The following is a 16,912-nucleotide window of genomic DNA, read 5'->3' on the forward strand; positions in this document are numbered from 1 at the left end:
GCGTCTGCCGCACACCTGATAGCAGGTATGCGGCAGACGCAGAACAACTCTCAGCGGACGAAGGTCGACGCCCGGTCGGCCAGATCGAGCACCATCTGCGGGAAGATGCCGAGGATGATGGTTGCGCCTGCGCCGAAGGTGACGACCGTGGTGGTGAGGAAAGGGGCGACCACGGTGGGCGCGTCCGCGGGTGGGTCGGTGAAGAACATGAGGACGATGACCCGGATGTAGAAGAAGGCGGCGATTGCGCTGCAGATGACGCCGACGATGACCAGGAAGGAGGCGTCGCCTGCGGCCGCAGCTTCGAAAACGGCGAACTTGCTGACGAATCCGCTGGTCAGCGGGAGACCGGCGAAGGAGAGCAGGAACAAGGCGAAGACGCTGGCGAGCCAGGGGGAGCGGCGGCCGAGGCCTGCCCATTGGGACAGGGTGGTGGCTTCGTCGCCTGCGGCGTCGCGGACGAGGCTGACGACGGCGAACGCGCCGACGGTGCCGAGACCATAGGCCACCAGGTAGAACAGGATCGCCGACACGCCTTTGTCGTTGGCGGCGACCAGACCGGTCAGGATGAAACCGGCATGCGCCACCGAGGAATACGCGAGCATCCGCTTGACGTCGGTCTGCGTGATCGCCATGACGGCGCCGACGGCCATGGTGGCGATGGCGATGGCGGCGAGCACCGGACGCCAGTCGTCGCGCAGTCCGGGCACCGCGACTTGCAGCACCCGCAACAACGCACCGACTGCCGCGATTTTGGTAGCGGCCGCCATGAACGCCGTAATCGGTGTCGGCGCACCCTGATACACGTCGGGCACCCACGACTGGAACGGCACCGTGCCGATCTTGAACAGCAGCCCCACCGCGAGCATCGCGACACCGAGCAGTGCGAGCATCGCGTTGTCCGGATGCTCGGCGATGGCATCGGCGATCCCGGCCAGCTGCACCGTGCCCGCCTGCCCGTACAGCAGGGCAACACCGTAGAGGAAGAACGCCGAGGAGAACGCGCCGAGCAGGAAGTACTTCAGCGCCGCTTCCTGGGACAGCAGCCGCTTGCGCCGGGCCAGCCCGCACAGCAGATACAGCGGCAACGACAGCACTTCGAGCGCGACGAACATGGTGAGCAGATCATTCGAGGCGGGGAACAACAGCAGCCCGCCGACCGCGAGCAGCGTCAACGGGAACACCTCGGTGGTCGCGATCCCGGCCCGCAGCGCGGTCCGCTCCATCGCGCTTCCCGGCACCGAAGACGCTTGCGGGGTAAAGGCATCCACGCCACGCCCGAGCGTCGCCGCGGCCACACTCCAGGTGCCGGGACCGCTGCGCGCCTCGACGCGCGGTTCGGCGCCGCGCTCGGCCATGAACAGCACCCCGAGGATCGCCACCACCAGAATGGTGCCCTGCAGGAACAGCGTGACCCCGTCGACGGCGACCGCGCCGACCATCGCGGTGCCCTCGGTGCCGGCGAGCAGCACCACCGCGACCAACGCGGCGACCAGACCGGCGAGGCTCAGCAGCAGCTGCGTGCCGAACCGGAACCGCCGCCCCATGAATGCCTCGACCAGCACACTGATCACCCCGGCACCGAGGACGATCAGCATCGGCGAAAGAAGGCCGTATTCGATGCTCGGAGCCGGAATCGTTGCGGCGAGGGTTGTTCCGTAGTCCAAGGAAGTCACTTAGGCCGTCCTCGAGAAAGTGATCATCGTGGCGAGCAGACCCGCGACGACGAGAGCGATGGCGACGCGAACACTGATGCGACTCATTTGTGGGCACCTCCGGAATGTTCGGCCTTACCCGCCTCGGGCAGCGTGGGCACCGCGGGCTCGGGATCGTGTTTGCCGATGGTCGTCAATGTCTGGCTCACCGCGGGATTGATGAAGTCCAGGATCGGTTTCGGATACACACCGAAGAACAGCAGCGCCGCGATCAACGGCACCACCACCGCGAGCTCGCGGGGCACCAGGTCGTAGATGTGTTCGTTGCCCTCCTTGACCGGGCCGGTCATCATCCGCTGGTAGAGCCACAGCACATACAGCGCCGCGAGCACCAGCGCACCGGTCGCGACGACCGCCGCGAACTGGTAGCGGCTGAAGGTGCCGACCAGCACCAGGAACTCACTGATGAACGGCGCGAGCCCGGGCAACGAGAGAGTGGCCAGACCCGCGATGAAGAAGCTGCCCGCCAGTACCGGCGCCACCTTCTGCACCCCGCCGAAGTCGGCGATGAGCCGAGTACCGCGGCGCGACACCAGGAATCCGGCGATCAGGAACAGCGCGGCGGTGGAGATGCCGTGGTTGACCATGTACAGCGTGGCACCCGTCTGCCCCTGACTGGTCATCGCGAAGATGCCCAGGATGATGAAGCCGAAGTGGGAGATCGAGGTGTAGGCGATCAACCGCATCACGTCGGTCTGCCCGATGGCCAGCAGCGCACCGTAGATGATGCCGATCACGGCGAGCGTGATCACCAGCGGCGCATAGGTACTCGACGCGTCGGGGAACAGCATCAGGCAGTAGCGCAGCATGCCGAAGGTGCCGACCTTGTCCACCACCGCCATCATCAGCACCGCACTCGACGGTGTCGCGGCGACGGCGGCGTCGGGCAGCCAGGTGTGCAGCGGCCACAGCGGCGCCTTTACCGCGAAGGCGAACATGAAGCCGAGGAACAGCGCGTTGAGCACCGCGGGCGCGGCGCCGAGCTGTCCGGAGTTGGCGGCGGCGACCACGGTGCGGAAGTCGAAGGTGCCCGCCGAGTCCGCGCCGAGCCCGTTGCGGGCGGTGACCACGTACAACCCGATCACCGCGGCCAGCATGATCAGCCCGCCGAACAGGTTGTACAGCAGGAACTTCACCGCCGCCCGCGACCGCTGCTGGCGCAGTTCCACATTCGCCGACCGCGGTCCGAAGCCACCGATGAGGAAGTACATCGGGATCAGCATGGCTTCGAAGAACACGTAGAACAGCAGAATGTCGAGCGAGACGAAGGAGATCAGCACCATCGCCTCGACCAGCAGCGTCAGCGCGACATAGGTGTGCGACACCCGCCGCCCGCTGCCGACCTCGCGCTCGTCGTGCCAGCCCGCGAGGATCAGCAGCGGCACCAGCGCGGTGGTGAGCAGCACCAGCACCAGCGCGATCCCGTCGACGCCGACGGTGTATCCGGCGCCGAAGGCCGGTATCCACTCGTGGTCCTCGACGAACTGGTACTGCTCGCCACCGGGTTCGAAGCGCACGGCGAGCACGACGGCGAACGCCAGCACCGCGATCGATACCACCAGCGCGACCCAGCGCGCGAGCAGTCGTTGCGCGGCGGGCAGCGCCAGCACGACGACCGCGCCGATGACAGGCGCCAACCACAACGTGGTCAACCAGGGAAAGTCCTTCACCACAACCTCACCGCCAGCAGGGCGGCAGCCACCAGGGCCGCGCCGGTGAACATGGACAGGGCATAGGACCGCACGAATCCGGTCTGTACCCGCCGGATTCGAGCGGACAGACCACCGATCAGCGCGGCCGTCCCGTTGACGATCCCGTCGATGCCCCGGTTGTCGAGGAACACCAGCGCGCGGGTCAGGTGGCTGCCCGGGCGCATGAAAGCCGCCTCGTTGACCGCGTCACCGTAGAGATCCTTGCGGGCCGCGACGGTCAGTGCGGAGACGGTTGCCGGTGCGTGCTCGGGGATGTCGCGCTGCGCGTACTGGTAGTAGGCGATGCCGACACCGACGGCGACCACCGTCAGCGCGAGCGCGGTGACGACACCCGCCGGGACGACATGCTCGCCGTGATGCACGCCGACGACCGGCGCGAGCCAGTTCTGCAGCGAGGCACCGAACGCGAACAGCGCACCCGCGGTGACCGATCCGATGGCGAGCAGGATCATCGGCCCGGTCATCACCGCGGGGGCTTCGTGCGGATGGGTGTCGGGCTTCCAGCGGCGTTCACCGAAGAACGTCATGATCATCACCCGCGTCATGTAGAACGCGGTGATCCCGGCACCGAGCAGCGTTACCGTGCCGAGCACCAAACCGCTGACGCCGCCCTGGTTGAACGCCACCTCGATGATCTTGTCCTTGGAGAAGAACCCGGCGAACGGCGGCACGCCGATGATGGCGAGGTAGCCGAGCCCGAAGGTGACATACGTGATCGGCAGTAGTTTGCGCAGTCCGCCGTAGCGGCGCATATCGGTCTCGTCGTCCATCGCGTGCATCACCGAGCCGGCCCCGAGGAACAGTCCGGCCTTGAAGAACCCGTGGGTGAGCAGATGCATGATGGCGAAGGCGTATCCGGCCGGGCCGAGGCCCGCGGCGAGCACCATGTAACCGATCTGACTCATGGTCGAGGCGGCGAGCGCCTTCTTGATGTCGTCCTTGGCGCAGCCGACGATCGCACCGAACAACAGCGTCACCGCGCCGACGAGCACGACGCCGAGCCGTGCGTCCGGCGCCAGGTCGAAGATCGGACCGGACCGCGCGATCAGGTACACACCCGCGGTAACCATGGTGGCCGCGTGGATGAGCGCCGACACCGGGGTCGGGCCTTCCATCGCGTCCCCGAGCCAGGATTGCAGCGGCACCTGCGCGGACTTACCGCACGCGGCGAGCAGCAGCAACAACCCGATTGCGGTGAGCGTGCCCTCCCCGGCCTGCGGCGCACCCGTGAACACGTCGGTGAAGTTGATCGACCCGAACGTGGCGAACATGACGAACATGGCGATCGCCAGCCCCATGTCACCAACCCGGTTGACCACGAACGCCTTCTTGGCCGCGGTGGCCGCCGAGGGCTTGTGGTACCAGAACCCGATGAGCAGGTAGGACGCCAGGCCGACGCCTTCCCAGCCGAGGTAGAGCACCAGGTAGTTGTTCGCGAGCACCAGCAGCAGCATGGCCGCCAGGAACAGGTTGAGATAGCCGAAGAATCGGCGCCGTCCCGGGTCGTGGCTCATGTAGCCGATGGAGTAGATGTGGATCAGCGAGCCGACGCCGGTGATCAGCAGCGCGAAACACATGGACAGCTGGTCGAGTTGGAGGCTGAAGTCGGCTTGCAGCCCGGCCACCGGAACCCAGCTGAACAGGTCGGTGTGCATGCCGCGCTGCGCGGTGTCGCGGCCGAGCATGTCGAAGAAGCCGATGCCGGCGACCACGAACGCGGCCAGCGCCAGCGCGGTGCCGAGCAGATGCCCCCACTTGTCGCTGAAACGGCCGGTGAGCAGAAGGAATACCGCACCTGCGAGCGGCAGGGCGGGCATGAGCCAGAGCGTCGCTGTACCCATATCAGAACTTCAACAGGTTGGCGTCGTCGACCGAGGTCGAGCGGCGGGCGCGGAAGATGGTCATGATGATGGCAAGGCCGACAACGACTTCGGCCGCGGCGACCACCATGGTGAAGAACGCGAATACCTGACCGTCCAGGTTCGCGTGCAACCTGGCGAAGGTGACGAATGCGAGGTTCACCGCGTTGAGCATCAGCTCGATGCACATGAACACCACGATGGCGTTGCGCCGCAGCAGCACGCCGGCCGCGCCGATCGTGAACAGCAGGGCGGACAGGAACAGGTAGTTCTGGGGATTCACCGGTTGCCTTCCTCGTCGCTCTGGTTCTCGGTCGCGACCGAGCCGGCGGGTGCGTCGGTCGTGGACGCGACCGAGTTGCCGGGTGCTTGGGTCTTGGCTGCGGCCGGGGTGACCGCTGCCTCGGCGAGCGCCCGGGTGCGGCGGTGCCGCAGGATGGTGCTGACCGAGAGTTCCTCGAAGGAGCCGTCGGGCAGCCTGGCCGGGATGTCGACCGCGTTGTGCCTGGCGTAGACGCCCGGCGTCGGCAGCGGGGTGGCCCGGTGGCCTGCCTCGCGGAACCGGCGCACCGACATCTCGCGCTGCCCGATCTTCGGCCCGAACTGCTCGCGGTGCGCGAGCACCATCGCGCCGATGGTCGCGGTGATCAGCAGCGCGCCGGTGAGCTCGAAGGCCCACACGTAGCGCACGAAGATCAGCTCGGCGAGTTCGCCGATCACGTCGCGGCCCGCGAAACCGGTTGCCGGGAAGCTGATCTCGGATTCCCGGATGCCCCGGGCGATACCGCTGATCAGCAGCATGCCGAAGCCGACACCGACCGCCGCAGCGGCGAGCTGCTGCCCGCGCAGGTTCTCTTTGAGCGATTCGGCGGAGTCGACACCGACCAGCATCAGCACGAACAGGAACAGCATCATGACCGCGCCGGTGTAGACGACGATCTGCACGACGCCGAGGAACAGTGCGTCTTGGGCCATGTAGAAGACGGCGAGCACGATCATGGTGGCGGCCAGGCAGATCGCCGAATGCACGGCCTTGCGGGCGAACACCATGCCGAGCGCGCCGACCACGGCCAGCGGCGCGAGCACCCAGAAGTTCACCGCCTCGCCGGTCCCGGTGCGGGTGAGTGGCTCGGCGGCCAGTATCAGCGAGTTCACCGCGACCCTCCTTCCACGCCCACCGCGGCGGGCTCCTTCGGGCTCTCCGGCGCGTCGGTTGCGTTGCCGCCGTTGGCTTCCTGCGCGCTACCCGGCACGTTGCCGCGGTAGTAGTCGCCTTCGTCGGCGCCCGGGTACATGGCGTGCGGCGGGGCGGACATGCCCGGTTGCAGCGGCACCAGCAGCCGGTCCTTCTCGTAGATGAGTCCGGCGCGGTTGTCGTCGGTCATCTCGTAGTCGTTGGTCATGGTCAACGCGCGCGTCGGGCACGCCTCGATGCACAATCCGCAGCCGATGCAGCGCAGGTAGTTGATCTGGTAGACCTGCCCGTACCGTTCACCCGGCGAAAAGCGTTCCGTCTCGGTGTTGTCCGCGCCTTCGACGTAGATCGCGTCGGCGGGGCAGGCCCAGGCGCACAGCTCGCAGCCGATGCACTTCTCCAGCCCGTCCGGGTGCCGGTTGAGCTGGTGGCGCCCGTGGTAGCGCGGCGCGGTCGGTACCTTCTGTTCCGGATAGAACTCGGTGTTCGGCTTCTTGAACATGGTCGCCGCGGTCACCGCGAACCCGGCCAGCGGATCGAACAGTCCCGACTTGGCCACCTCGCGGGGACGGTCGGGCAGCGGCGGCGTCGGAAAGCCGAGGAACACAGCCGAATCCGCGGTCGGTGCGGCCGGGACCGGCTCGGCGGGCGGCGCAGCGCCACCCTTGCGTCCGGCCCGCAGGAACATCCACACCATCAGCCCGGAGACCAGCAGGCCGCCGATGACCAGCGCCGGCGTCTGGATCTCATAGCCCTCGGCCTGCAGCACGCGGGCGGTGGCGACCAGCATCACCCAGAGCAGCGAAGCCGGGATGAGCAGCTTCCAGCCGAGGTTCATGAACTGGTCGTAACGCAGGCGGGGCAGCGTGCCGCGCAGCCAGATGAACACGAACAGGAACATCCAGACCTTGGCGGTGAACCACAGCACCGGCCACCAGCCGCTGTTCGCGCCGTCCCACATGTTCAACGGCCACGGCGCGTGCCAGCCACCCAGGAACAGGGTGGTGGCGAGCGCGGAAACCGTTGCCATGTTGATGTATTCGGCCATCATGAACATGGCGAACTTCAGCGAGGAGTACTCGGTGTGGAAGCCGCCGACCAGCTCACCCTCGGCCTCGGGGAGATCGAACGGGGCCCGGTTGGTCTCGCCGACCATGGACACGCAGTAGATCAGGAACGACGGCAGCAGCAGGAAGACGTACCAGGTGCCGTCCTGTGCGGCCACGATGCCCGAGGTGGACATGGTGCCGGTCAGCAGGAACACGGTGGCGAAGCACAGTGCCATCGCGATCTCGTAGGAGATCACCTGCGCGGTCGAGCGCAGGCCGCCCAGCAGCGGGTAGGTGGAACCCGACGACCAGCCGGCGAGCACGATGCCGTACACGCCGATCGAGGTGATCGCCAGAATGTAGAGCACCGCCACCGGCAGGTCGGTGAGCTGCAACGCGGTCTGGTGCCCGAAGATCGAAACCTCGGGGCCGAACGGGATCACCGCGAACGCCATCACGGCCGGGATCAGCGAGATGATCGGCGCCATGATGAAGACCGGCTTGTCCACGATGGCCGGAATGATGTCTTCCTTGAGTGCCATCTTCACGCCGTCGGCGATGCTCTGCAGCATGCCGTACGGGCCGATCCGGTTCGGGCCGATGCGCATCTGCATGCGCGCCACGATCTTTCGTTCCGCGACCACCGCGATCATCGGGGTGAGCAACAGGAACACGAAGATGGCGAGGGACTTTCCGATCACGAGCCAGAGTGGGTCGTGACCGAACAAGGAGAGATCACTCATGCCTGTGCTCCTTCATCCTGTCGTCGGCGCGCCGCAGCTGCACGATGCCGCCGGGCTGGGTGGCCAACTGTTCGGCGATCGAGCTGCCCGGCGAGTGCTGCGGCAGCCAGACCACCCGGTCGGGCAGGTCGGTGATCACCAGCGGCAGCGTGACGGTGCCGTGCTCGCTGGCGACGGTCACGTGATCGTCGGTGGCGGCGCCGATTTCGGCGGCCGTCGCGGGGGACAGCCGGGCCACCGGGGTCCGGGCGATGCCCGCCAGATTGGGTTCGCCCTCTTGCAGGCGGCCCAGGTCGAGCAGCATGCGCCAGCTGGCCAGCACCGCGGTGCCGGGCCCCGGTTGGGTCAGCGGGTGCGGGCGGTGTGCGGGCGCTGCGACGGGGGCACCGTCCCAGGCGCCGAGTTCGGCGAGTTCGGCCCGGGCCGCTTCGGTGGACGGCAGGCCGAGGCGCACCTTCATCTCGTCGGCGATCGCTTGCAGCACGCGCTGATCCGACAGCGGGGCCGGCTGGCGGCGCACCATGTCGTCGCCGAGTGCGGCGGTGAACGGGCGTGGCCTGCCCTCCCAGGTGCGGAAGGTGCCGGACTTCTCCATCGCGGTGGCGACCGGGAACACGACGTCGGCCCGGTCGGTGACCGCGCTGTGCCGCTGTTCCAGGCTGACGACGAAGCGTGCGGCATCGATGGCCGCGAGCGCCCCGCGCGGATCCGGCAGGTCGGCGACGTCGACGCCACCGATCACCAGTGCGCCGAGACCGGGCGCGGCTTCCAGGATGGCTGCGGTATCGCGACCGGGGGTGACCGGCAGATCCGGCACGTTCCAGACGATCCGAACCTGTTGGCGGGCCGAGGGATCCACCACCGGACGACCACCGGGCAGCAGGCCGGGCAGCGCACCGGCCTCGACCGCGCCGCGCTCACCGGCCCGGCGTGGTACCCAGGCCAGCGCGGCACCGGTCTCGTCGGCGAGCCGGACCGCGGCCGACAGCGCGCCGGGGATGCCTGCCATCCGCTCGCCGACCATGATCACTGCGCCCGGTTCGCGCAGCAGGCGTCCGGCATCGGAGATCTGCGTGGGATCGGCGCCGGGCGTTGCGGTGTCGCCGTTACGGATGGCATCCAGCAGATGCGGCTCGGCACCCGGCATGGCTTGCATCAGCTTGCCCGACATCCGATCCAGGCCGCGCGAGGAGTACGGGGCGAGTGAGTAGATCGGCATGCGGCGCTTGCGTGCGGTCTTGCGCAGCCGCAGGTAGACGATCGGCGACTCCTCCTCCGGCTCGAACCCGACGAGCAGGACGATCGGCGCGGTCTCCAGGTTCTCGTAGCTGACCGTCATGCCATGGCCCGCCACGCGCGCGGCGAGGAAGTCGGCCTCCTCAGCCGAGTGTGCCCTGGCCCGGAAGTCGACGTCGTTGGTGCCCAACGCGATTCGCGCGAACTTGGCGTAGGTGTAGGCGTCCTCTTCGGTGACGCGCCCACCCACCAGCACGCCCGCGCTGCCGAAGGCGGCGGCCAGCCCTTCCGCGGCCGCGGCGAGCGCCTCGGACCACGACGCAGGTGCCAGTTTGCCGTCCCAGCCGCGGACCAGCGGTGTGGTGAGGCGGTCGCGTTCGGTCGCATAGGCGAAGGCCCAGCGACCCTTGTCGCAGTTCCATTCCTCGTTGACCTGCGGATCGTCGCCGGCCAACCGGCGAAGCACCTTGCCGCGACGGTGGTCGGTGCGCTGCGCGCAACCGGACGCGCAGTGTTCACACACATTCGGGCTCGACACCAGGTCGAACGGGCGGGCGCGGAACCGGTAGCTGGTGCCGGTCAGCGCGCCGACCGGGCAGATCTGCACGGTGTTGCCGGAGAAGTAGGAATCCAGCGGCTCGGCCTGTCCGGTGCCGACCTGTTGCAGCGCGCCGCGTTCCAGCAGTTCGATGAACGGGTCACCGGCGACCTGCTGGGAGAAGCGGGTGCAGCGCGCGCAGAGCACGCAGCGTTCGCGGTCCAGCAGCACCGCGGTGGACAACGGAATCGGCTTGGGATAGGTGCGCTTCTCGCCCTCGAAGCGGGATTCGGCGCGACCGGTGGACATCGCCTGGTTCTGCAGCGGGCATTCACCGCCCTTGTCGCAGACCGGGCAGTCGAGCGGGTGGTTGATGAGCAGCAGCTCCATCACACCCTCTTGCGCCTTGTCGGCCACCGCGGAGGTGAGCTGGGTGCGCACCACCATGCCGTCGGTGACGGTCATGGTGCACGACGCGACCGGCTTGCGCTGGCCTTCGACCTCGACGATGCACTGGCGGCAGGCCCCGACCGGGTCGAGCAGCGGATGGTCGCAGAAGCGCGGGATCTGGATGCCGATCAGCTCGGCGGCCCGGATCACCAGGGTGCCCGCGGGCACGCTGACCGTGGTGTCATCGATGGTGACGCTGACCAGATCGGCGGGGACGACCCCGCTGGCGTTGGTATTCACGGTGGCGGGCCCACCCGTCGCCCGACCGCCACCCCTCATCGAATCGCTACGCGATGCGGTCATCGTTGCGCTCCTTCCGTTTCTCGCACGTCCGCGCCGTCGTCATTGGCCCACGCGGTGGAGCGCGCCGGATCGAACGGACACCCCTGCCCGAGGTGAGCGACGTACTCGTCGCGGAAGTACTTCAGCGACGAGACGATCGGGCTCGCCGCACCGTCGCCGAGCGCACAGAACGACTTGCCGTTGATGGTGTCGCTGATGTCGAGCAACTTGTCCAGGTCGGCTTCGGTGCCCCGGCCCGATTCGATCCGCTGCAACAGTTGGACCAGCCAGTACGTGCCTTCCCGGCACGGGGTGCACTTGCCGCAGGATTCGTGCATGTAGAACTCGGTCCAGCGCAGCACCGCGCGCACCACGCAGGTGGTGTCGTCGAAGATCTGTAAAGCCTTGGTGCCCAACATGGATCCGGCGGCGGCGACGCCCTCGTAGTCGAGCGGCACGTCGAGGTGGGCGTCGGTGAACAGCGGGGTGGACGAACCACCGGGTGTCCAGAACTTCACCGTGTGCCCCTCGCGGACGCCACCGGCGTACCCGAGCAGTTCCCGCAGGGTGACGCCGAGCGGAGCCTCGTACTGGCCCGGCCGCTTCACGTGCCCCGACAGCGAGTACAGCGTGAAGCCGGGGGACTTCTCGGTGCCCATCGAGCGGAACCAGGCGGTGCCGTTGAGGATGATCGGCGGCACGCTGGCAATGGATTCCACGTTGTTCACCACGGTCGGGCAGGCGTAGAGGCCCGCGACAGCCGGGAACGGCGGACGCAGCCGGGGCTGCCCGCGACGACCTTCCAGCGAGTCCAGCAGCGCGGTTTCCTCACCGCAGATGTAGGCGCCCGCGCCGGCGTGCACGATGAGTTCGAGGTCGTAGCCGGAGCCGAGGATGTTGCGGCCGAGGAAGCCCGCCTCGTAGGCCTGCGCGACGGCGGCGTGCAGCCTGCGCAGCACCGGCACCACTTCACCGCGCAGGTAGATGAACGCGTGCGCCGCGCGGATGGCGTAGGAGCCGATGATGATGCCCTCGATCAGCGCGTGCGGGCTCGACAGCATCAACGGAATGTCTTTGCAGGTACCGGGTTCGGACTCGTCGGCATTGACCACCATGTAGTGCGGTTTGCTGACACCGTCCGGGCCCGCGCCCTGCGGGATGAAGCTCCACTTCATGCCCGTGGGGAAGCCCGCGCCGCCGCGGCCGCGCAGGCCCGCATCCTTGACGGTCTGGATGACCTGGTCCGGCTCCATCGACAGCGCCTTGCGCAGCGCCTGGTAGCCGTCGTGGCGACGGTAGGTGTCCATCGTCCACGACTGCGGGTCATCCCAGTACCTGGTGAGTACGGGAGTCAGTGTCATGTCAGGCGCCCTCCGAATTCTGTTGCGGCGCTGCACTTTCGGAATTCTGCTGCTGGTGGGCGACCCGGAGGCCGGCCAGGGTGGCCTCGCCCGCGGCGCCGTCGAGCACGCCGGGGCGCTCGTCGGGGAAACCGGCCAGGATGCGCGCGGTTTCCTTGAAGGTGCACAGCGGTGCGCCGCGCGTGGGCGTCACCTGCTGACCCGTGCGCAGCGAATCCACCAGGGCCCGAGCCGATTCCGGGGTCTGGTTGTCGAAGAACTCCCAGTTGACCATGACCACCGGGGCGAAATCGCAGGCCGCGTTGCACTCGATGTGCTCGAGGGTGACCTTCCCGTCGGCGGTGGTGTCGCCGTGGCCGATCCCGAGATGCCGCTCCAGCGTGGCGAGGATGGCGTCGCCACCCATCACCGCGCACAGCGTGTTGGTGCACACGCCGACGTGGTAGTCGCCGGTCGGGGTGCGCCGGTACATCGAGTAGAAGGTGGCCACCGCGGTGACCTCGGCGCCGGTCAGACCGAGCTGGTCGGCGCAGAAGTCGATGCCGGTGCCGGTGACGCAGCCCTCCTCGGCCTGCACCAGGTGCAGCAGCGGCAGCAACGCCGAGCGCGGCTCCGGGTAGCGCGCGATGATCTCTTTGGCGTCCAGCTCCAGCCGCTCGCGGATGAACGGCTGATACGGCTCGGGCCGGGTGGTGAGCCGGAGCAGGATTGCGGTGCCGGTGTCCGCCGGTATGCGGTCGATACTCATGACTGCTCCTCGCTGGCGATGGCGCGCTCGCTCATCGGTCCACTCCGCCCATGACCGGGTCGATGCTGGCGACCGCGGCGATCACGTCGGCGACCATGCCGCCCTCGCAAGTCGCCGCTACCGCTTGCAGATTGGTGAACGAGGGGTCGCGGTAGTGCACCCGGAAGGGCCGGGTGCCGCCGTCGCTCACCATGTGCACCCCGAGCTCGCCGCGCGGTGACTCGACGGCGGTGTACACCTGACCGGCCGGCACCCGGATGCCCTCGGTGACCAGCTTGAAGTGGTGGATGAGGCCCTCCATGGACGTGCCCATGATCTTGCCGATGTGCTTGGCGGAGTTGCCGAGTCCGTCCGGGCCGAGTTGCAGGTCGGCGGGCCAGGCGATCTTCTTGTCGTCGACCATCACCGGGCCGGGGCGCAACTTGTCCAGGCACTGTTCGACGATCTTGAGCGACTCCTTCATCTCGTCCACCCGGATCACGTAGCGGCCGTAGCAGTCACCGCCCGTGGTGGTGGGGATGTCGAATTCGTAGTTCTCGTAACCGCAGTACGGCTGCGACTTACGCAGGTCGTGCGGCAGGCCGGTGGCGCGCAGTACCGGGCCGGTGATCCCGAGGGCCATGCAGCCCTGCAGGTTCAGGTAGCCGATGTCCTGGGTGCGGGCCTTCCAGATCGGGTTCGAGGTGAGCAGCTGCTCCATGTCGCGCAGCCGCTTCGGCATCAGGTCCAGCAGTTCCCGCACTTTGCTGACGCCGTCGTCGGGCAGATCCTGAGCCAGGCCGCCGGGCCGGATGTAGGCGTGGTTCATCCGCAGGCCGGTGATGGTCTCGAAGACGTCGAGGATCAGTTCGCGTTCCCGGAAACCGAACAGCATCGGGGTGAGCGCGCCGAGTTCCATGCCGCCGGTGGCCAGCGCCACCAGGTGCGAGGAGATGCGGTTCAGCTCCATCAGCATCACCCGAATGATGTTGACCCGCTCCGGGATCGCGTCGGTGATGTCGAGCAGCTTCTCCACGCCGAGGCAGTACGCCGTCTCGTTGAAGAACGGCGACAGGTAGTCCATCCGGGTGACGAAGGTGACGCCCTGGGTCCAGTTGCGGAACTCCAGGTTCTTCTCGATGCCGGTGTGCAGGTAGCCGATGCCGCAGCGCGCCTCGGTGACGGTCTCGCCCTCGATCTCGAGGATGAGCCGCAGCACGCCGTGGGTGGACGGGTGCTGCGGGCCCATGTTGACGACGATGCGTTCCTCGCCCGCGCCGCGCAGGGAGTCGGCGACCTCTTCCCAGTCCTGGCCGGCGACGGTGACCACAGTCGGTTCCGGCCCAGCGTCGCCTGCGACGTCGGGCCGGGTATCTGTCTCGTTCATTAGTTGTAAGCCCTCCGCTCGTCGGGCGGCGGTATCCGCGCGCCCTTGTACTCGACCGGGATCCCGCCGAGCGGGTAGTCCTTGCGCTGGGGGTGACCGTTCCAGTCGTCGGGCATCAGGATTCGAGTGAGCGAGGGGTGCCCGTCGAAGAGGATGCCGAAGAAGTCGTAGGTCTCCCGCTCGTGCCAGTCGGTGGTCGGGTACACCCCGAACAGCGAGGGGATGTGCGGGTCGGCGTCGGGGGCGGACACCTCGACGCGCAGCCTGCGGTTGTGCGTGATCGACATGAGCGGATACACCGCGTGCAGTTCGCGGCCCGCGTCCTCGGGGTAGTGCACGCCGCTGACGCCCAGGCACAGCTCGAAACGCAGTGCGGGATGGTCACGCAACAGCTGAGCGACGGTCACCAGGTGCTCGCGGTGCACGTGCAGGGTGAGTTCGCCGCGGAACACGACGATCTTCTCCAGCACGGTCTCGAGCCGGGTGCCCGCCGCGTCGAGCGCGCCGCGTAAGGCGTCGACGATCTCGTCGAAGTAGCCGCCGTAGGGCGCCGGTGTGCTGCCGGGCAGGGTGACCGGGCGGACCAGTCCGCCGTAGCCGGAGGTGTCGCCGGTGCCGGTGACGCCGAACATGCCGCGGCGCACGCCGATCACCTCGGCGCCGGGCGCCTGCTGATCGTCCTCGCTGGGCAGTGTGCCTTCCGGGCCTGCCGTTGCCGCCGCGTCGATTTCGTCGTGCGCGGTGGTGGTGTTGTCGGGGGAGTCGAACGTCATCGCAGCAGACCCTCCATCCGGATGGTCGGGGTCGAGGCCAGCGCCGCCGCTTCGGCGGCCTTCACGGCCTCTTCGCGATTGACGCCCAGTGGCATCTCCTGAATCTTTGCGTGCAGTGCCAGAATCGCGTTCAGCAGCATCTCCGGGCGCGGCGGGCAGCCGGGCAGATAGATGTCGACCGGCACCACGTGATCCACGCCCTGCACGATGGCGTAGTTGTTGAACATGCCGCCCGAGGACGCGCAGACACCCATGGCGAGCACCCATTTCGGCTCGGTCATCTGGTCGTAGACCTGGCGCAGCACCGGCGCCATCTTGTTGCTGACCCGGCCCGCGACGATCATCAGGTCGGCCTGCCGCGGCGAGGCGCGGAACGCCTCCATGCCGAAGCGGGCGATGTCGAAACGGCCTGCGCCGGTGGCCATCATCTCGATGGCGCAGCAGGCCAGACCGAAGGTGGCGGGCCACAGCGAGCCCTTACGCAGATAACCGGCGAAATCCTCTACCGTGCTCAGCAGAAAACCGCTGGGCAGCTTTTCCTCTAACCCCATATCCGACTAACCTTCACTTCCACTCGTCGCCCGAACACGTTGCGCGGCAATCACTCCCAGCTGAGCCCACCGCGCCGCCATTCGTAGGCGTAGGCCACGGAGACGTTGAAGATGAACAACGCCATCGCGGCGAGACCGAAGAGACCGAGCGCATCGAAGTGGACTGCCCACGGGTAGAGGAACACGATCTCGATGTCGAAGATGATGAACAGCATGGCGGTGAGGTAGTACTTCACCGGAAAGCGTTGGCCGGTCACGTTTCCCGGACCGCCCGCGATGGCGTGCGGTGTCGGCTCGATACCGCACTCGTACGCCTCGAGCTTGGCTCGGTTGTACCGCTTCGGGCCGACGAGGGCCGCCATGATGATGGTGAACACCGCGAACGCCGCAGCGACCGCGCCTAATACAAGAGTGGGCATCTCGATATTCACGACTGCACTTCCCCTCCTTGCCAGCTGGAGCCCGCGGATGGGTCGTCCGTTGCCGGACGGCAGCTTCCGAGGCGGGCTGACGTCGTTGTCCGCCTCGGCCAGACGCGCCTCATGGCCTGCTCGAGGCGGGTAGGGCTGGTACCCGCGCTCCTGTGAGCTAGGGCACAGCCTACAACTGATCGCTCTGAGTGCTCGAGGTTTGACTGCTGCGTTTGATCGAATTCGCGACGTCGATTTATGACTGAAACGGGGGTAATCCGGGGTGTTGTCACGTGACGTTGGTTGACCGGTCAGTCTGTGCTGCGAAAATGGCGTTGTCCGTGCGGATTTCGGCACTTGATGCGCACTTGCGGTGGGTCGGCTTTCGCGACATAGCCGTGCCGATACGCGCCCGTCTACACCCGCATTGGCGCCGGAACTCGATCGGCTCCGGCGACCATGTCCATCAGCGGGGGATTAATGTGCAGTCTGTATGAATGACTGCGGCAACGCAGGGTAAGGCGTCAGGCTGCCGAGCGGTTGCGCAGCACGCCGACGACCGCCTCGGTGAGCCGGATCGGGTCGATCGGATGCGAGACCGCGGCCTCCGCGCGCGACCACTTGGCCAGCCAGGCGTCGTCCGGGCGACCGGTGAGCACGAGCACCGGTGGGCAGTGCTCGATTTCGTCCTTGAGTTGCTTGGCGATGCCGAGCCCGCCGGTCGGCGCCGATTCACCGTCGAGGATGGCGAGGTCGATGCCGCCCGCGTCCATGTGCTCGATCACCACGGGGCCGGTGGCCACTTCGAGGTAGTCGAACTCGGGTAGTTCCGGGTGCGGGTGTTTGCCCAGTGCCAGGATCACCTGGCGCCGGGTATCGGCGTCGTTGCTGTACACGAGGACCCGCAGTGAGTCAGCCACGAGC

14 protein-coding genes are annotated in these 16,912 nt (G+C 67.6%); all 14 read right to left on the minus strand.

Annotated elements, in window-relative coordinates; translation table 11 throughout:
* Positions 1–50: 50 nt before the first annotated feature.
* Positions 51–1,676: an NADH-quinone oxidoreductase subunit NuoN gene (gene nuoN / locus DMB37_RS00875; protein ID WP_135230993.1), complete on the minus strand. Its 1,626-nt coding sequence runs from the start codon at positions 1,674–1,676 to the stop codon at positions 51–53.
* Between the two features lie 83 nt (positions 1,677–1,759).
* Complete coding sequence (locus DMB37_RS00880; protein WP_135237255.1) at positions 1,760–3,385, minus strand: NADH-quinone oxidoreductase subunit M; 1,626 nt, start codon at positions 3,383–3,385, stop codon at positions 1,760–1,762.
* A complete protein-coding gene (gene nuoL, locus DMB37_RS00885) occupies positions 3,382–5,268 on the minus strand; it encodes an NADH-quinone oxidoreductase subunit L (protein WP_135230994.1) in 1,887 nt (628 codons plus the stop codon). Before nuoL ends, DMB37_RS00880 begins: the two co-directional genes overlap by 4 nt.
* A 1-nt stretch (position 5,269) precedes the next feature.
* The gene (gene nuoK, locus DMB37_RS00890; protein ID WP_107656630.1) at positions 5,270–5,569 is read right to left on the minus strand and encodes an NADH-quinone oxidoreductase subunit NuoK; all 300 of its coding nucleotides are present in this window, start codon (positions 5,567–5,569) and stop codon (positions 5,270–5,272) included.
* Positions 5,566–6,441 carry an NADH-quinone oxidoreductase subunit J gene (locus DMB37_RS00895; RefSeq protein ID WP_240772178.1) on the minus strand — a complete coding sequence of 292 codons (876 nt, stop codon included), beginning with the start codon at positions 6,439–6,441 and terminating at the stop codon, positions 5,566–5,568. The genes nuoK and DMB37_RS00895 overlap by 4 nt, the downstream gene beginning before the upstream one ends.
* Positions 6,438–8,273, minus strand: coding sequence for an NADH-quinone oxidoreductase subunit NuoH (gene nuoH, locus DMB37_RS00900; protein ID WP_135230995.1), 1,836 nt, complete (start codon positions 8,271–8,273; stop codon positions 6,438–6,440). Before nuoH ends, DMB37_RS00895 begins: the two co-directional genes overlap by 4 nt.
* Complete coding sequence (locus DMB37_RS00905; RefSeq protein WP_135237256.1) at positions 8,266–10,776, minus strand: NADH-quinone oxidoreductase subunit G; 2,511 nt, start codon at positions 10,774–10,776, stop codon at positions 8,266–8,268. The genes nuoH and DMB37_RS00905 overlap by 8 nt, the downstream gene beginning before the upstream one ends.
* A 20-nt stretch (positions 10,777–10,796) precedes the next feature.
* Entirely contained in the window at positions 10,797–12,140 is a 1,344-nt protein-coding gene (gene nuoF / locus DMB37_RS00910) for an NADH-quinone oxidoreductase subunit NuoF (protein ID WP_135230996.1), read from the minus strand.
* A gap of 1 nt (position 12,141) precedes the next feature.
* Complete coding sequence (nuoE, locus tag DMB37_RS00915) at positions 12,142–12,888, minus strand: NADH-quinone oxidoreductase subunit NuoE (RefSeq protein ID WP_135230997.1); 747 nt, start codon at positions 12,886–12,888, stop codon at positions 12,142–12,144.
* A 31-nt stretch (positions 12,889–12,919) separates the two neighbouring features.
* Entirely contained in the window at positions 12,920–14,254 is a 1,335-nt protein-coding gene (nuoD, locus tag DMB37_RS00920) for an NADH dehydrogenase (quinone) subunit D (RefSeq protein WP_135230998.1), read from the minus strand.
* Positions 14,254–15,027 (minus strand): NADH-quinone oxidoreductase subunit C, encoded by a 774-nt coding sequence (locus DMB37_RS00925; RefSeq protein ID WP_206055150.1) that lies wholly within the window; start codon positions 15,025–15,027, stop codon positions 14,254–14,256. Before DMB37_RS00925 ends, nuoD begins: the two co-directional genes overlap by 1 nt.
* Positions 15,024–15,578, minus strand: coding sequence for an NADH-quinone oxidoreductase subunit B family protein (locus DMB37_RS00930; RefSeq protein ID WP_135230999.1), 555 nt, complete (start codon positions 15,576–15,578; stop codon positions 15,024–15,026). Before DMB37_RS00930 ends, DMB37_RS00925 begins: the two co-directional genes overlap by 4 nt.
* 50 nt (positions 15,579–15,628) lie before the next feature.
* Positions 15,629–15,997 carry an NADH-quinone oxidoreductase subunit A gene (locus tag DMB37_RS00935; RefSeq protein ID WP_228540775.1) on the minus strand — a complete coding sequence of 123 codons (369 nt, stop codon included), beginning with the start codon at positions 15,995–15,997 and terminating at the stop codon, positions 15,629–15,631.
* A 515-nt stretch (positions 15,998–16,512) separates the two neighbouring features.
* Positions 16,513–16,908: a response regulator transcription factor gene (locus DMB37_RS00940; RefSeq protein ID WP_135231000.1), complete on the minus strand. Its 396-nt coding sequence runs from the start codon at positions 16,906–16,908 to the stop codon at positions 16,513–16,515.
* Between the last annotated feature and the right edge of the window lie 4 nt (positions 16,909–16,912).

Source organism: Nocardia sp. CS682, assembly GCF_004634405.1.
GTDB classification, from domain to species: domain Bacteria; phylum Actinomycetota; class Actinomycetes; order Mycobacteriales; family Mycobacteriaceae; genus Nocardia; species Nocardia ninae.